Source organism: Georgenia halophila, assembly GCF_039541595.1.
On sequence record NZ_BAABGN010000012.1, the window covers coordinates 283103 to 298253 of the forward strand.

The 15151-nt window shown below is 71.5% G+C and carries 12 protein-coding genes, 1 pseudogene and 1 riboswitch; of the genes and pseudogenes, 5 read left to right on the forward strand and 8 right to left on the reverse strand.

Annotation, left to right across the window (positions count from 1 at the left end):
- Positions 1 to 82: 82 nt before the first annotated feature.
- Positions 83 to 310 (reverse strand): annotated as a pseudogene (locus ABD907_RS15255) (dihydrofolate reductase family protein); the annotation flags it as partial.
- A 338-nt stretch (positions 311 to 648) separates the two neighbouring features.
- Between ABD907_RS15255 and ABD907_RS15260 the strand changes: the two are divergent.
- Complete coding sequence (locus tag ABD907_RS15260; protein ID WP_345217126.1) at positions 649 to 1179, forward strand: potassium channel family protein; 531 nt, start codon at positions 649 to 651, stop codon at positions 1177 to 1179.
- A gap of 175 nt (positions 1180 to 1354) precedes the next feature.
- On the opposite strand, the gene ABD907_RS15265 is transcribed toward ABD907_RS15260, so the two are convergent.
- Together ABD907_RS15265 and ABD907_RS15270 are read right to left on the reverse strand one after the other, a co-directional pair.
- On the reverse strand, positions 1355 to 1795 hold the full coding sequence (locus ABD907_RS15265) for a YdeI/OmpD-associated family protein (RefSeq protein WP_345217127.1): 441 nt from the start codon (positions 1793 to 1795) through the stop codon (positions 1355 to 1357).
- A 67-nt stretch (positions 1796 to 1862) separates the two neighbouring features.
- The gene (locus ABD907_RS15270; protein WP_345217128.1) at positions 1863 to 2951 is read right to left on the reverse strand and encodes a DNA polymerase IV; all 1089 of its coding nucleotides are present in this window, start codon (positions 2949 to 2951) and stop codon (positions 1863 to 1865) included.
- 138 nt (positions 2952 to 3089) lie between these two features.
- Here ABD907_RS15270 and ABD907_RS15275 point away from each other — a divergent pair, with 138 nt between their 5' ends.
- The 3 genes from ABD907_RS15275 (at position 3090) to ABD907_RS15285 (ending at position 8080) form a co-directional block, all read left to right on the forward strand.
- A complete protein-coding gene (locus ABD907_RS15275; protein WP_345217129.1) occupies positions 3090 to 4478 on the forward strand; it encodes a hypothetical protein in 1389 nt (462 codons plus the stop codon).
- Positions 4479 to 4673: 195 nt separating this feature from the next.
- Positions 4674 to 5288: a TetR/AcrR family transcriptional regulator gene (locus ABD907_RS15280; RefSeq protein WP_345217130.1), complete on the forward strand. Its 615-nt coding sequence runs from the start codon at positions 4674 to 4676 to the stop codon at positions 5286 to 5288.
- 41 nt (positions 5289 to 5329) lie between these two features.
- On the forward strand, positions 5330 to 8080 hold the full coding sequence (locus ABD907_RS15285; protein WP_345217131.1) for an RCC1 domain-containing protein: 2751 nt from the start codon (positions 5330 to 5332) through the stop codon (positions 8078 to 8080).
- A 52-nt stretch (positions 8081 to 8132) separates the two neighbouring features.
- Here the strand turns inward: ABD907_RS15285 and ABD907_RS15290 are convergent, their stop codons facing one another.
- From ABD907_RS15290 to ABD907_RS15310, 5 genes are read right to left on the reverse strand one after another with little or no spacing between them, the layout of a single operon-like run.
- Positions 8133 to 9467: an NtaA/DmoA family FMN-dependent monooxygenase gene (locus ABD907_RS15290; RefSeq protein ID WP_345217132.1), complete on the reverse strand. Its 1335-nt coding sequence runs from the start codon at positions 9465 to 9467 to the stop codon at positions 8133 to 8135.
- A complete protein-coding gene (locus tag ABD907_RS15295; protein ID WP_345217133.1) occupies positions 9451 to 10254 on the reverse strand; it encodes an energy-coupling factor transporter transmembrane component T family protein in 804 nt (267 codons plus the stop codon). The genes ABD907_RS15290 and ABD907_RS15295 overlap by 17 nt, the downstream gene beginning before the upstream one ends.
- Positions 10251 to 12140, reverse strand: coding sequence for an ABC transporter ATP-binding protein (locus ABD907_RS15300; RefSeq protein ID WP_345217134.1), 1890 nt, complete (start codon positions 12138 to 12140; stop codon positions 10251 to 10253). The genes ABD907_RS15295 and ABD907_RS15300 overlap by 4 nt, the downstream gene beginning before the upstream one ends.
- Positions 12137 to 12745, reverse strand: a complete 609-nt coding sequence (locus ABD907_RS15305) for an ECF transporter S component (RefSeq protein ID WP_345217135.1) — start codon at positions 12743 to 12745, stop codon at positions 12137 to 12139. The genes ABD907_RS15300 and ABD907_RS15305 overlap by 4 nt, the downstream gene beginning before the upstream one ends.
- A 5-nt stretch (positions 12746 to 12750) precedes the next feature.
- Entirely contained in the window at positions 12751 to 13467 is a 717-nt protein-coding gene (locus tag ABD907_RS15310; RefSeq protein WP_345217136.1) for a YkoF family thiamine/hydroxymethylpyrimidine-binding protein, read from the reverse strand.
- Between the two features lie 50 nt (positions 13468 to 13517).
- Positions 13518 to 13628: riboswitch (TPP riboswitch) on the reverse strand.
- Between the two features lie 193 nt (positions 13629 to 13821).
- On the opposite strand from ABD907_RS15310, the gene ABD907_RS15315 reads away from it, so the two are divergent.
- A complete protein-coding gene (locus ABD907_RS15315; RefSeq protein WP_345217137.1) occupies positions 13822 to 14976 on the forward strand; it encodes an MFS transporter in 1155 nt (384 codons plus the stop codon).
- Positions 14977 to 15151: the final 175 nt, after the last annotated feature.

The following is a 15151-nucleotide window of genomic DNA, read 5'->3' on the forward strand; positions in this document are numbered from 1 at the left end:
TCCTCGGATGAATCATCGGGTGTGTCGTCTGCTGGATGCTTCAGGTGCTTCAGGTGGCCTGGCCCGCGGTGTCAGCGGGGTCGTCCAGGTCTTCCCGCACGCCCCAGTAGCCGGCGAAGAGCTCGTAGGTCCGCCGGCCGAGCAGGAAGGCGGCGGCGGACCGGTAAACCTGGTCGACGTACGTCATGGTCTCGGTCTCGAACAGCGGCCTGGCCCATCCGCCGCGCTCGAAGCCGCCTCTGCGGTCCGGTCCGCCGTTCCCCTGCATCACGCCGTCGACGGAGACCTGGGTGGTGGTCGTCAGCTTCATGTCGCGGTCCCTTCGTCCTTGGAGCGCTCCTCGCGGCCGCCCTCTCACCCCTCCTACGAACGCCTCGGTCCCGATCCGACAGCGCCGCCGGATGTCCTTCGAGGACCTTCTGCCTTTCCCCCGCGAGCTGCGCCTCCGTTGGCGGGATAGGGCTGCCCGGCTGGTCGGGCTGACATCATCGGCAGCATGTACCGACTCCGCAGCCGAGCCGATCGTGCCCGGAGGGACCGGAGAGTCCGCAGCGCCGGGAGCGCGCCGTGACGCGGCTGGAGCGGTGGGAGGCTCACAGCCAGTGACCGCTCGCCGGCGCCGCACTGCTGTTCCTCGCCGCGTACGCCGTGCCGATCATCGACCCCGGCATCCCAGCCTGGCTCGGCAAGGTCTGCACCGCGGTGGCCGCACTCGTCTGGGTGCTGTTCGGCGTCGACTACGCCGCGCGCGTCTATCTCGCCGAGGAGCGTCGCCGATACGTGCGTGAGCATTGGTTCGACCTGGCGATCATCGTGCTGCCCCTGCTGCGTCCGCTCCAGCTGCTCCGCCTGGTGACCCTGCTGTCGATCCTCAACCGCACCGGCTCCCGCCAGCTGCGCGGCCGGGTCGTCACCTATCTCGCGGGAGGCCTGGCGGTCACCGGCGCCGAGCGCGGGCATCCCGACGCGTCGATCACGAGCGTCAGCGACGGCCTGTGGTGGGCCGTGGTCACGATGACGACGGTGGGCTACGGCGACACCTTCCCCGTCACCGGGACAGGCCGGCTCGTCGCCGTCGCGCTCATGCAGGGCGGCATCGCCCTGCTCGGTGTCGTGACGGCAACCTTCGCGTCGTGGCTGGTGGAGAAGGTGGCCGAGCCAACGAGGAGGAGCGGGTAGCCAGCCGCGCTCAGGTCGACGCGCTCGCTCGCGAGGTCCGGGAGCTGCGGGCGGACATCCAGCGCACCGACAGCGGCTGACCGCATACCTGCTCGGCCGCGGGCTTCCAGCCGACTCGGCCAGGCAGCCCTCTCATCCCGCCAACACCGACCGGGTCCTTACCTCCCGCTGAGTCTCAGGCGAGCGCGGCCAGCACCTTCTCCACGCGACGCGTGCGCGTCTCCTCAGTCTTGGCGCCAGTGATCGACTCGGCGTGCTGGCGCTGCTTGCTGTAGCTCAGGGCCTTCCAAGCCGCGGCGGCGGACGGGTTGTCGGCGAAGGCCACAGCCAGCGGCTCGGGCACCTCGACGACGCGCGGGGCATCGTCGACCTCGAGGTTGACCTCGACCTCGTCACCGGCGCCCCGGCCGGTCGCCGCCCGGGTAGAGGAGCTGAACGAGATCATGTAGCGCCCACCCATCGAGGTGATGGTGTTGCGATAGCTGTAGCCGCCGTCGATCGTGACGACGACCGGCACGCGCTTGCCACGCCCGAAGCCGAGCACGACCTCCTCCGGCACGACGATGCCGACGTTGTTGCCGCCGCCCGCCGCCAGGGTTGTTGTGAACGTGACCATCTCTTGTCTCCTGTCGGTCTCCGACGTCGTCTGCCGGGTCTTTTCGGGTCGATGACTCACCACTGCCTCACAGCCGCCCCCGCACCGGTGTGCGCTCAGCGGGATCGCCGCCGTCCGGCATGACCATCTCGGCGCGGACTCCGAGCAGGCGGATCTCCCGCCCGGGTTCGAGGCGCTCCGTGAGGGCGACGGCGGCCGCGACGACGTCGTCGCGCGCGGCGGTGGGCGCGGGCAGCTTCTTGCCGATCGTCTTGGTGACGAAGGGCGCGTACCGGACCTTCAGGTGCACCCGGAAGACCGGCCGCCCCTCGGCGGCGGTGTCGGCGAAGACCTGGGCGGCGAGCTCCCGGACGGCCTCCTCGATCTGGTCCTGCGTGCTGAGGTTCTGCTGGTACGTGGTCTCCCGGCTGTGGCCCCGGGCGATCCACGGGGAGTCGTCGACGACGGCCGGCCCGAGGCCGTGGCCGAGCTCGCCGTACCAGGCCCCCATGCGCGGGCCGAACTCGGCCACCAGGTCCTCCCGCGGTGCGGCCGCGAGCTGGGCGACCGTCTCGATCTCGCGGGCTGCGAGCCGCTTGGAGATCTTCGAGCCCACGCCCCACAGCGCCCGCGTGGGCCGCTCCCCCATGACCTCGAACCAGTTGTCCCCCGTGAGCCGGAAGGCTCCCCGCGGTTTGCCGAACTCGGTGGCGATCTTCGCGCGCACCTTGTTGTCACCGATGCCCACGGAGCAGTGCAGCCGGGTCGCCTCCAGGACGTCCTGCTGGGCCCGCCGGGCGAGGGCCTCCGGATCGTCCGTCGTCGCACCGAGGAACGCCTCGTCCCACCCGAGAACCTCGACTACCACGCCGTCGAGGGCCCTGAGGGTGTCCATGACCGTCTGCGAGGCGGCCTCGTAGGCAGGTGCGTCGACCGGCAGGAAGATCGCCTCCGGCGGCGCCTTCCGCGCCGCGATCTTGAGCGGCATCCCGGACCCGACGCCGAACGCGCGCGCCTCGTAGGAGGCGGTGGAGACGACGGCCCGCTCGGTCGGGTCCCCGCGGCCGCCGACGATCACCGGCTTCCCGGCCAGCTCGGGCCGGCGCAGCACCTCGACCGCGGCGATGAACTGGTCGAGGTCGACGTGCAGCACCCAGGGCCGGGGGCCGGAGCTCATGGCATGAGTCTTGCGGGTCGTCGGTCCCCTGTCACGGCTTCGGGCGGCCGCGTAGCAATTGACGATAACGATTATCAGTCTCTACTGTTCAAGCACCGCGCGGCCATCCATCACCACTGCTTGAGGAGTTCACCCGACATGTCCCTGCCCATCAGGCGTCCCGCCCTTGCCGCGGGTTCCCTCGCCCTCGCCCTGACTCTCGCCGCATGCGGCGGAACCGGTACTGGTACCGGGTCCGCCGACCCGGCCGCGCCGAGCGCCGAATCCTCGACCGCAGACTCCGGACCGTCCGGGGAGGTCGAGGTCAGCACGCTCGACCCGCGCCTCGTCCTGACCTACGACGGTGGTGTCATGACGCTCGACACCGGGAGCGGCGAGATCCTCGACGACGTCCCGCTCGACGGCTACCTGCGCGTCAACCAGGCCGGCGACGGTCGGCACGTCCTGGTGACGACGCCCGACGGCTTCCAGGCCTACGACACCGGGCTCTCCGCGGTGCCGCACGGGAGTCACGACCACTACTACGCCTCGGACCCACACCTGAGCGACCTGACCTTCCCGGCCGAGCACGCCGGTCACGCAGTGGTCCACGACGGCGTCACGGCGCTGTTCGCCGACGGCACCGGTGAGGTCACCCTGCTCGACCCGTCTCGCGTCACGGCGGACGGTGTCGAGAACGTCGGTGACGTCATCACCGGGTCGTGGACCGCGCCGGAGGCGCACCACGGCGTCGCGGTGCCGCTGCCGGGCGACCAGCTCGCCGTGACGGTCGGGACAGAGGAGGAACGTTCCGGCGTCGCACTGCTCGACGCCGACCGAGAGCAGATCGCCGCGACGGACGACTGCCCCGGCGTGCACGGGGAGGCCGCCGCTCAGGATGACGCGCTTGTCTTCGGGTGCGAGAACGGGCCGGTCGTGCTCGCGGGCGGCGCCTTCACCAAGGTCGAGGTCGACGACGAGTACGCCCGCAGCGGCAACCTCGCCGGAAGCCACGACTCCCCCATCGTCCTCGGTGACTACAAGGTCGACCCGGACGCCGAGCTCGAGCGTCCGGAGCGCGTCGCGCTGATCGACACGCGCGACGCCGGTCTCCAGCTGGTCGAGCTCGGCGCGAGCTACTCGTTCCGATCGCTCGGGCGCGGGCCCGACGGCGAGGCACTCGTCCTGACCACCGACGGCGCCCTGCGCGTCATCGACGAGGAGACCGGCGAGGAGATCCGCCGCACCGAGGTCGTGGAGCCGTGGGAGGAGCCGACCGAGTGGCAGGAGGCCCGTCCGGCCCTGCACGTCTCCGGTGCGATCGCCTACGTCACCGAGCCGGCCAACAGGCAGGTCCACGCCGTCGACATCTCCTCGGGCGAGGTGCTGCGGTCCTACGACCTGCCGCACGTGCCGGACGAGGTCACCGCGGGCACCGGCTTCGCGCCGGAGCACGGCGGGGACGAGCACGAGGACCATGCCGCGGAGGACGACGAGCACTCCGAGGGCGAGGAGAGCAGCGGCGAGCACGAGGGGCACAGCCACTGACCCCGACCGGGCGCCCGGGATGCTCCGGGCGTCCGGCGGGGCTGGGCCTCGTCGCCTTCCAGGACCATCGATACCAGCCACGCTGCCTCGAGACGTGGACGCTCATGACGTGGGTGGCTGTGGAAGGCGGGTGCGTGGGGGCATACTGCCGAGATGACTAGCCCTGCTCGGCGGCGTCGTCCTCGTCGGGATGCGTTGGCGAATCGTGAGCGGATTCTCGAGTATGCGGAGCGGGTGTTCGCTGTTGAGGGGCTCGAGGTGAGTCTGCATCGTCTTGCCGAGGATCTGTCGATGGGGATCGGCACGGTCTACCGGCATTTCCCCACGCGGGATGACCTGCTGCTGGGTCTGTATCACCGGTTCCAGGAACGCGTCGACGAGGCGGGCGAAGCCCTCGCAGACGTTGCGGATCCGTATGAGCGGGTGGTTGCGTTCATCGACCAGGTGGTCCAGTTCTCTCTCGATGTCCCGATCGCTCGGGCGGTCGGGGTCCGGGTCCAGCGTGTCTTTCCCGAACAGGTGCGGGTCAGCGCGTCGGCGCCGGTGATCACCGGCGCGGTGGAGGCGGCCAAGGCGGCGGGCCAGATCCGCGAGGACGTCGATGTCACCGATGTCGCGGCACTGGCCGGGATGCTCGCGGATCTGGTGTGGGTCCGCGACCCGGAACGGTCCGTGCTGATCCCTCGGGTGCGGGCGCTGGTCCTTGATGCCCTGCGGCCGCAGGGCGCGCCGCGGCCGGTTCTGCCGGCGGTGCCGGTCTCGGTGGAGGAGCTGACCCAGCTCGCGCACCGCAACCGGATGGGTCCCTGACACCGTTGTCTTGCGGACTGTTCGTCCGCTAATGTCCGCTCATGCTGTGGATCCGCAAGCTTGTCGTGGTGGCCGTGCTCGCGGGTGTGCTGACCGGCCTAGGTGGTGGCCCGCGCGCGTCTGCCGACGAGCCGGTGGTCCCCGGCGGGTCGGCGATCGCCTTCGGCGACGACTGGTTCGGGGAGACGGAGGCGCCGGACCTCCCGGCCGGGGTGACCTACACCGACGTCGCCGCCGGTCGGGCGCATACGGTGCTGCTGCGCTCGGACGGCAACGTCGAGGCCTTCGGCAACGACGGGGACGGGCGGACGGAGGTGCCGGGCCTCGAGCCGGGCGTGGCCTACACCGACGTCGCCGCCGGTGGCTTCCACACCGTGTTGCTGCGCTCGGACGGGGAGGCAGTGGCCTTCGGCGCCGGGCACGGGCGGACGACCGTGCCGGACCTCGAGCCGGGCGTGGTCTACACCGACGTCGCCGCCGGCTTGCGGCATACGGTGCTGCTGCGCTCGGACGGGACGGTCAAGGCCTTCGGCAACGACTACGGGGGCGGGCAGACGGAGGTGCCGGACCTTCCTGCCGGGGTGACCTACACGGGCGTGGCCGCCGGCGTCCAGCATACGGTGCTGCTGCGCTCGGACGGGACAGTCAAGGCCTTCGGCAACGACTACGGGGGCGGGCAGACGGAGGTGCCGGACCTCGACCCGGGCGTGGTCTACACCGACGTTGCCGCCGGGTACCGGCATACGGTGCTGCTGCGCTCGGACGGCAAGGCAGTGGCCTTCGGCGAGGACGCCGGGGACGGGCGCACGGAGGTGCCGGAGTTGCCGGAGGGGATGGTATACACCGACGTGGCCGCCGGCGACGCGCATACGGTGCTGCTGCGCTCGGACGGCAAGGCAGTGGCCTTCGGCGAGGACGCCGGGGACGGGCGCACGGAGGTGCCGGAGTTGCCGGAGGGGATGGTATACACCGACGTGGCGGCCGGCTGGCTGCATACGGTGCTGCTGCGTTCGGCCGTGGAGACCGAGGTGAGCCTGCAGGCTCCCGACTCGATCACCGCCACCGACGGCGAGGTCGAGGTCAGCGCGGATGTCGGCGCCGTCGGCGAGGCCCAGCCCGGCGTCGCGTTCACCGGCACGGTGCGCTTCAGCGTTGCCGGTAAGGACCCCATCGACATCGCCGTCGACAACGACGGCGTGGCCACCACCACCATCGACGGATTCCCCACCACCGCGGGCACCACCATCGAGGTGAGCGCCACCTACCTCGGATCCACCGACGGCGCCTACCTCGCCGCACCCGACCCGGCCCGCCACGACATCAAGATCACCCCCGCACCGTTGGACTCGATCGCGCTCTCGCCGTCGGTGGAACAGGTCGTCGCGGGAGAGTCGGTGACGTACACGGTCACCGGCACCGACCGCTTCGGCAACGACATCGGCGACCTAACCGACCAGGCGACCATCGAAGCCCCCGAGACCGCCGGCGTCGACGGTGACACGGTCACGTTCACCACCGCGGGCACCCACACCGTCACCGCCGCCCTGGACACCGACCCAGAGATCACCACCACAGCGACCGTGGACGTCACCCCCGCACCAGCAGCCACCATCGAGCTCTCGCCGTCGACGGAGCAGGTCGTCGCGGGCGAGTCGGTGACCTACACGGTCACCGGCGCCGACCGGTTCGGCAACGACCTCGGCGACCTGACCGACACCACCACCATCAACACCCCCGACACCGACGCCGGAGCCGAGGTCGACGGTGACACGGTCACGTTCACCACCGCGGGCACCCACACCGTCACCGCCACCGTGGACACCGACCCCGAGGTCACCACCACCGCGACCGTGGACGTCACCCCCGCACCAGTAGCCACCATCGAGCTCTCGCCATCGACGGAGCAGGTCGTCGCGGGCGAGTCGGTGACCTACACGGTCACCGGGACCGACCGGTTCGGCAACGACCTCGGTGACCTGACCGACACCACCACCATCAACACCGACGCCGGAGCCGAGGTCGACGGTGACACGGTCACGTTCACCACCACCGGCAGCCACACCGTCACCGCCGCCCTGGACACCGACCCCGAGGTCACCACCACCGCGACCGTGGACGTCACCCCCGCACCAGTAGCCACCATCGAGCTCTCGCCGTCGGCGGAGCAGGTCGTCGCGGGCGAGTCGGTGACATACACGGTCACCGGGACCGACCGGTTCGGCAACGACCTCGGCGATCTGACCGACACCACCACGCTCGACATTCCCGACGCCGGAGCCGAGGTCGACGGCGACACGGTCACGTTCACCACCACCGGCAGCCACACCGTCACCGCCGCCCTGGACACCGACCCGGCGGTCACCACCACCGCGACCGTGGACGTCACCGCCGCACCACTGGCTGCGATCGAGCTGCGTGCGCCCGAGGGCCTGAACGTGGACCAGGGCGGATCGCTCACCTTCACCGTGGACGGGACCGACGCCTACGGCAACCCCGTCGAAATCGGCGACGAGGCCGTCGAACTCGCCAGCAACCACCCGGACGACAGCATCGACGGCCTCACCGTCACCTTCCCCGAGGCAAGCCCCCACCGGATCACCGCCACCGTCGACACGCCCACCGACACACTCACCGACACCGTCACCGTCGAGGTCACCCCCACGGTCACCGAGCTGCCAGAGACCGGCGCCGACACCCTCACCACACTCACCGCCGCCGCCCTCGCGCTACTCCTGGGAACCGCCCTCACCCTCACAGCAGCAAGACACACCGCACGGAAACACCGCCCCTGACCCAGCACACACCGCTAACTACCGCCAGCCAGCCGGACCGGGCCGTCCGTCGTCACACCGGCAGACCGAGGCGACCCCGCAGGGTCCGATTCTCTGGATTCTTGGGCAGCCGGTCACGACGGCGGAGCTCGGCGCTGACGCCGTCGACGAAGTCCTCGATCGAGGACGGGTACAGCGACGGCATAATGACGAACCCGTCCGCGGCACCCGAGTCCATCAGATCGCACAGGTAGTCGGCGACGGTGGCGGGTGAGCCGGTCGGCTGGGGCTTGAGCTGGCTCATGGCCTGCCGGACGGCCAGGTCGCGGACGGTCAGGCCCTCGGCCCGCGAGGCGCGGATCAGCATCTCCTCGAACCCGTCGCTGCCGGTCGATCCTCGGTGGGCCTCGATCAGCGTGACGGCGTCCCCGTCGGAATCGAGCTCGGCCGGGTCGGCATGCAGGAGCCGGGCGAGGATCGTGAGCACCTCGTCCTCGTCGAGGAACGACTCCATCTCCGCGAGCCGGTTCCGCGCGCCCTCGTCGGTGGCGCCGACGACCGGCTGGACGGCGGGCAGCACCAGCATGCCGTCCGGGTCGCGGCCCGCAGCGGCCGCCCGCTCGCGCAGGTCCGTGCGGATCGCGCGCATGGCGTCCGGGCTGTCGGCGACGACGAAGACAAGCTCCGCCCACTGTGCGGCGAAGGCTCTGCCTCGCTCGGAGGCGCCCGCCTGCATGAGGACCGGCCGGCCCTGCGGGCTGCGGGGCAGGGTGAGGGGTCCGCGGCTCAGCGCCTGGCCGTCGGAGTCCGGGATGCGGGAGACGAGGTTGGGGTCGGCGAAGACCCGGGCGTCGCCGTCGAGCGTGAGTGCGCCCGGCGCCCAGGTGGCCCACAGATCGAGGACCGTGCGCACGACCTGGTCGGCGTGGTCGTAACGCTCCACCTTGCCGGGGATGGCGTCCATGCCCATGTTTCGGGCCTCGGCGTCGGTGGTAGAGGTGACGACGTTCCAGGCCATGCGGCCGCCGGAGAGGTGGTCGAGGGTGAGCATGGTGCGCGCGATCGCGTAGGGCGGGAGGAACGTCGTCGACATCGTCGCCCCGATGCCCAGGTGTGTGGTGGACGCCGCGACGACGGAGGCGACGACGACCGGGTCGAGGTAGATCGTGCCCTTACCTCCGGTGCGGACCGTGGTGGCGTAGCTGCCGGCCCCGTCCTCCGGGATCGCGAGCGCGTCCGGCATGAACATCATGGCGAAGCCGCCGCGCTCGAGGGTGCGGGCGAGGTCGGCGTAGAAGCGGGCGTCGAGCCAGTCGGTGCGCGCCAGCGGGTGCCGCCAATTCTCGGAGTACTGGCTCGTCGGCGGGTTCACCATCGCGACGAGCGGGATGTCAGCCGAAGAGCGCACTCGGACCCTCCAGGTAGCCGAGCCAGGCGCTCGCGCCGATCACCAGGGCGACGACGGCGGCCACCGCGCCGGCCATCGCCCAGTCGGCGCCGGTGACCCGCACGGGCCGCCAGGTGGTGCGCGGTTCGAGCCCGAGCCCGCGGGACTCCAGGGCCTGGGCCATGCGTTCGCCCTTGCGGACGGAGACGACGAGCAGCGTGAAGATCACCCCGCCGAGGTGACGCGGGCCGCGTGGCGGGCCTCCGCCGTCGCGCGGGTCTGCCCGGACGGTGTGGGCCTGCCGGATGGTGGTCCACTCCCGCGGCATCTCCTGCAGCATCCGGTACCCGGCGAGAATCGCGTAGGTGACCCGGGCGCCGAGGCGGGCGTTCTGGTGCAGGCTCGTCATCAGGGCCACGCCGTCGGTGGAGAGCAGGAATCCGATGGCGAGGATGCCGATGAGCAGGGTGCGGGCCGCGAGCGCCCCGCCGATCTCGAGGCCCTCGACGGTGATGCGCAGCGGACCGGCCTGCCACAGGATCTCGCCGGGTCTGGCGAGGGCGTTGACGATGAAGACGCCGAGCGCGAACGCGGCGAATGGCACGTGGGCCAGCGCCAGGGTGCGCGCCGGCGGGCGGACCGTCGTCACGACCGCGGCGAGGCCGAGCAGGTAGAGGACGCTCGGGGTGAGCGGGTCGAGCACGAACACCGCGACGACGGAGACCAGCACCAGCAGGGCCAGCTTCATGGTGGGGTTGCGCCGGGCCAGCGGGGACTCGGCGACGGGTGCCGCGGTCAGCGCGCTCATCGGACGGCTCCGTAGGCCGTGCCACTCGGCGCCGGTCGTCCGTCCTCGCGCCCATCCTCGCGCCCGCCCTCGCGCCGAGAGCGGATACTTGCTCCATTAGCGGATGTTTGAACGTCCGCTCTTGGTGCAGGTTTCCGCTCTCGGTGGGGGGCGGAGACGGCCTCGTCGAGCTGGCGGAGCACGGTGCGCATCGACCGCGGCTCGTGCTCGAGGAGCCAGGCAACGAGCGGCGGCAGCGTGAGGCCCGCCTGGGCCAGCACGGCGTCGTCGCGCAGCACGTCGGCTGCCGGCCCGTCCGCGAGCACGCCGCCGTTTCCGAGGACGACGATCCGGTCGACGAGCGCGGCGACGGTGCGCAGGTCGTGACTCGCGAGCATGACGGCTCCCCCGCTCTCGGCGACGTCGCGCAGCGTGCCGGCGGTCGCGATGGCGTCGCGGCGGTCGAGCCCGAGGGTGGGCTCGTCGGCGAGGAGCACCGGGCGGTCGTGGGCGAGCATCGCGGCGAGGCTGAGGCGGCGCTTCTCCCCGCCGGAGAGCCGGAACGGATTCTGGTCGGCGAGGTGGGTCAGACGGTGCCGCTCGAGCTGGCGCGCCACGATCTCCTCGGCGGCGTCGGCCGGTAGACCGTGGCCGATCTCCGCCCGGACCGAGTTGGCGAGGAACTGGTGCTCGGCGTTCTGGAACACCACGCCGGCCCTCGGACCCTCCACGCTGCCCGCACACGGGCCCAGCAAGCCGGCGAGCGTGAGCAGCAGCGTCGACTTCCCGACGCCGTTCGCACCCAGCACAGCGACCACCTCATCCGGGTGCAGCTCGAGGCCGATGCCGGTGAGCAGCGGGGGCGGTGCCGGTTCGTTCCGGCGTCGGAAGGGCTGTTCGCGGGCGACGGCGAGGCCGTGAGCGGACAGCAGCGGCTCGCGCGGATCGACCTCATCCCGCCGAGAGCGGCCGTCCGCACCAAAAGCAGCTGTTCGAACATCCGCCTTCGGTCCAGACGGCTGCTCTCGGCGGTTGGCCAGTGAGTGCAGGAGCTCGGTGTTGGCGGGGTTCGCCAACCCGCCGGCCGCGCCGGTCAGCGCGCGCAGCTCGGTGTCGAGCGGCAACCAGCAGCCGGCCGCGTGCAGGTCCCGGGCGTGGTCGCTCAGGACGACGTCGGTGGGGCCGTCGGCGAGCACTTCGCCGGTCTCGTTCAGGACGAGGGCGCGTGCGGGCAGCCCGGCGGCACCGTCGGCCCCGGCCCACTCGTCGAGGCGGTGCTCGACCAGGACGACGGCGGGCCCGTACCGCTCGACCGCCTCGCCCAGCGCACCGCGGACGGCGGCGACACCGGCCGGGTCGAGCATCGACGTCGGCTCGTCGAGCAGCAGCACCTCCGGCTCAGTGACGAGGGCCGCCGCCAGGGCGACGCGTTGCGACTCGCCGCCGGAGAGTGCCGCCGTCGGCCGGTCGCGCAGGTGGCTGGCGCCCACGGCATCAAGGGCCTCGTCGATCCGCGGGCCGATGGTGGCCGGGTCGGCCGCGTGGTTCTCCAGCGGCAGCGCCAGCTCCTGCTCCACGCCCGGCAGGCACACCGCCGAGGAGGGATCCTGCGCGAGCACCCCGAGGTACCGGGACCGTTCGACGACGGAGGTCTCGGGCGTCGTCGTCCCGGCAACCGTGGCCTCACCGCTGACGTCCGCGGTCACGGTGTGCGGGACGACGCCGGTGATGGTCTGCAGCACGGTCGACTTCCCGGATCCGGACGCGCCGAGGACGACCACGTGCTCCCCCGGCACAAGCCGCAGCGAGACGTGCCGGAGCACCGGTTCGTCCCGGCGCGGGAACCGGACCGTGACGTCGTCGAGCTCGACGACCGGGTCGTCATCCGCCGTCTGGCTCGTGCTCACGAACGGTCCAGCGCGCGGCCGATGGCGAAGTTGTCGACGACGCCGGTGCGGGCCAGGGCGTCGACGATCACCTTGGCGAGCAGCCCGCCGAGGACGATCCCCGAGGCGCACTGCAGGACCAGCCGCAGGGCGAAGATGTCCTGGCCGTACCAGCCGAAGCGGAACGCGGAGTAGAAGAACACCAGGCCGGCGCCGAGGAGCCCGGAGAGCGCGAAGACGCCCCAGCCGAACCTGCGGTAGCGGGTCAGCGCGAACGGCAGCTCGCTACCGGCGCCCTGGATGGCGGCGGCAAGGATCAGCAGCGGGCCCACCGGGGAACCGAGGAAGACGACCTCGATGACGGAGGCGAGGACCTCGGCGATGATCCCGGCGAACGGCCGCCGGATGATGGCGATCGCGATCGGCGCGACGATCAGCCAGCCGCCGAGCAGGACGTGCTGGGAGAGGTCGCCGGCCGGGCCCATGAGAATGCTCAGGCCGTTCCAGGCCTGGACGAGGGCCCAGTAGACGAAGCCGAAGACGGCGCCCAGGACGACCATGAGGACGAGGTCCTTCATGGCCCAGCCCTGGCGGGTGCCGCGGGTGGCCCTGTCCGTGGTGCTCATCGCCGTCAGCCCTCGCTCTGGGTGGGCGAGCCGACCGAGATGGTCAGGTGGGTGACGACGTGCGGGACGTGCGCGCCGACCTGGGCCCACGCGTCGACGGCGGTGGCCAGCACCTCGGCGATGTCGCCGGTGAGCTTGGTGGCGTAGTGGGCCGGGGTGGCCGCGGTCCCGCGCCCGTGGGCGGCGGCGATGGCGGACTCGATGTGGGCCATGTGGTCGCCGCTGCTGGCGTTGCCATTGTCGTCGCCGTTGTTGCTGGCGCTAGCCGGGCCACCGGCATCGAGCAGCGGGTACAGCGACCACTGCGCCGCAGCGGTGATGCCGGTGGGCTCGAGCTCGATCGGCTCGGCATCCGGCAGCCCGGTGACGGACAGGTCGCACGTGGTTTCTCCGGGGCAGCCGCGCGAGAGCAGCACGTGGACCACGACGTGCCCGCCGCCGGAGCGGCGCGAGGCCGCGGCGATGACGGCGGACAGATACGCGGCCAGGCGCTGCTCGGCGGGGGCGGTCGTGGCGCCGACGTACGTGCTGACCTCGTCGGTCTCGGTCGTCAGGCCGTCGGTGAGGCCCGCCTCCTCGACGTCGGCGAGCGCGCCGAGGATAACGTCGACGAAGCGGTCGGTGTGCGGGTGGATGCTGAACCGCATGCCGACGCCGAGCTCGGCCGGGCTGGCTCCGGCGGCATCGGTCGATGGGTTCGGTCGGGTGGTGGATGTGCTCATCACGGTCCCTCTCTCGGGCCCGCGGGTACGACGAGACTCGCCGTCGACCCACGACGGCCAGTGCCCTGCTCCCTACGCCGGTACGAACCGGATCAGGTGGACGGGTCTGCGGACGTTCCGCACTCTCAGCGCTCTTTCCTAGCGCTCCCCGGGGGTCAGCCTCCGAACCTAGTCAGCCGGTGCGCGCCTGTCCACACGAGGGTCCGACCGAGCGGGCATCCGCGCGGCCGATCGGTCACCAGCGATCTGGCGGAGCCGGTCGGCCGCCCCCGCCCCGGCCCCGCCCACAAGGCCTATATGCCCGGCGAACGGTCGTGAACCGCTGGTGATCCCAGGGCGTACAGTCCGCGGCGTATGAGGGTGACCAAGAAGCTGACGGCAGCCGGCGGCGATGACGTCGCGGCTGCCGTTTCCGCGGCTGTCTTCGCCCTCGCGATGGGTATTCAGGGCGTGGCCTTTCCCCTGCTGGCGCTGGCCGCCGGATACGGCACCGCCGCGGTCGGCGCCTTCGTCGCCGTCGCGGCCGTGTCGCAGATCCTCATCAGGCTCTACATGGGACGGATGCTGCGGCGGATTTCGGACAAGTGGTTCGTGGTGGCGTCCGGCGTGCTGATGATCGTCACGTGCCTGCTCATGGTGGCCTCGACCCACATGGCGGTGCTCGTCCTCGCACAGATCGTGTTCGGGCTGTCCCGGGCGTGTTTCTGGACGGGCATCCAGACGCACATGGTGCGCGAGTCGCGGTCCTCGGTGCGCGGGCTCTCGATCATCAACGGCGGCTCGGTGGTCGGCTCACTCATCGGCCCCGCCCTGGCGGGTTGGCTGTCCGCGGAGTCGGTGGTGCCCGCGCTGCTGTGCGCGGCCGGGGCCGGCGCGCTGACCGCATTCGTCGCGTCGCTACTGGTGTACCTGCCGCCGTTCCCGCCGCGGGAGCCGGGCACCCGCCTTCGTGAGCGGCTGTTCGCCCAGCCGGGCTTCGTGGCCGGAGGAATCGCGACGACGTCGGCCGGCACCTGGCGCGGGATCCTCACCTCCTACGTCCCTGTGGTGCTGACAGAGGCGGGCAAGTCCTCGAGTACCGTCGGGATGCTCTCGGCGGCCGCGAACGGAGCGTTGTTCTTCGGCAGCTGGCTCTCGGCGCCGCTCGGACGCATCTCTAGCAAACGCACCCTGATCGCCGCGACGCTGGCAGCCGGAGCGACCGTCGCGGCACTCGGTGTCGTCGCCGGCAGCACGGTTGGGGCGTTCGCCGTGCTCGTGATCTCGGGTGCCGCGGCCGGGGTCCTCCAGGTGCTCGGTAGCGCCGTCGCCGTCGACGGCGTGGCCGAGAACGACAAGGGTGACGCCATCGCCACCCTGGGGACCTTCCGTTCGGTCGGCATGTTCGCGGGACCGGCGATCATGGCCGGTGCAGTGGTCATGATGCCGTTGGCGGCGTCGTTCGCGGTGGTCGGTGGCCTGTTCGCGGCACTCTCGCCAATCGGGTGGGGCGCTCGACGGCGCAGCTGACCTGCCCAGCTCAAGCGTCGGCAGATCGACCCGTCAGGGTTCCGTACCCGAAGACTGTTCTTACGGGTACCGACACCTGGGAAGCTTCGCAGGCGTGGCTCGGAGCAGCTGGCCGAAGGGGTCATGCAGCTTGCGGGCCGATCATTGACCCCGTCCTGCCGTCAGTGAATAGTCG